The 530-nt window shown below is 62.3% G+C and carries 1 pseudogene; it reads right to left on the bottom strand.

The annotated features are described in order from the left end of the window. A pseudogene (locus ET21_RS28085) lies at positions 1-530 on the bottom strand (plasmid stabilization protein); the annotation flags it as partial.

Here is a 530-nt window from a genome sequence, read left to right as displayed (position 1 = left end):
TCGTCCTCGTCCACCTCGCTTTCCCGCTTGGCGATTGCCGCCTCGATCTCGACCAGCTGCGCGGTTTCTTCCTCGGTCGGATGGCGCTCGCCAGCGGGTTCCAGATGGCCGCGCATCCAGTAGGAATCAGGCCGGTAGAGCTGCCCTTCTGCATCGCGCCAGCCATCTTCGCGCGCCGCCTTGGCGATGGCGTCGAGCCGATCTTGCACAAGGTCCATGACAAGGCCCGCATCATCGCAATAGCGACGTTCTCCGAAAAGATCGGTGGTGAAGGTGCCGCCTGCGGCGCAATAGGCTTCCTCGCCTACAATGCGAAAATGCTTGTCGGTATCGGCAACCTTCTCCTGGGTGAGCATGGCGCGGATTTGGTGGGCGTTGTCGCCGGTGCGCTTGAAAACCTCAAGCTGGCGGTCCTGATCGTCTGTCAGCGCGAAAGCCTGCGCCGCGCCCATGCCGATTTCGTCTTTCTGGAAGGCTTTGAGAATGGTCGGGTGCAGCGCCGCCAGCTTCAACACGCGGCGGACATAGGC

The sequence above is a fragment of the Sphingobium sp. DC-2 genome, from assembly GCF_000722555.1.
Classification (GTDB): domain Bacteria; phylum Pseudomonadota; class Alphaproteobacteria; order Sphingomonadales; family Sphingomonadaceae; genus Sphingobium; species Sphingobium quisquiliarum.
This window is presented reverse-complemented; position numbering and strand designations above follow the sequence as displayed.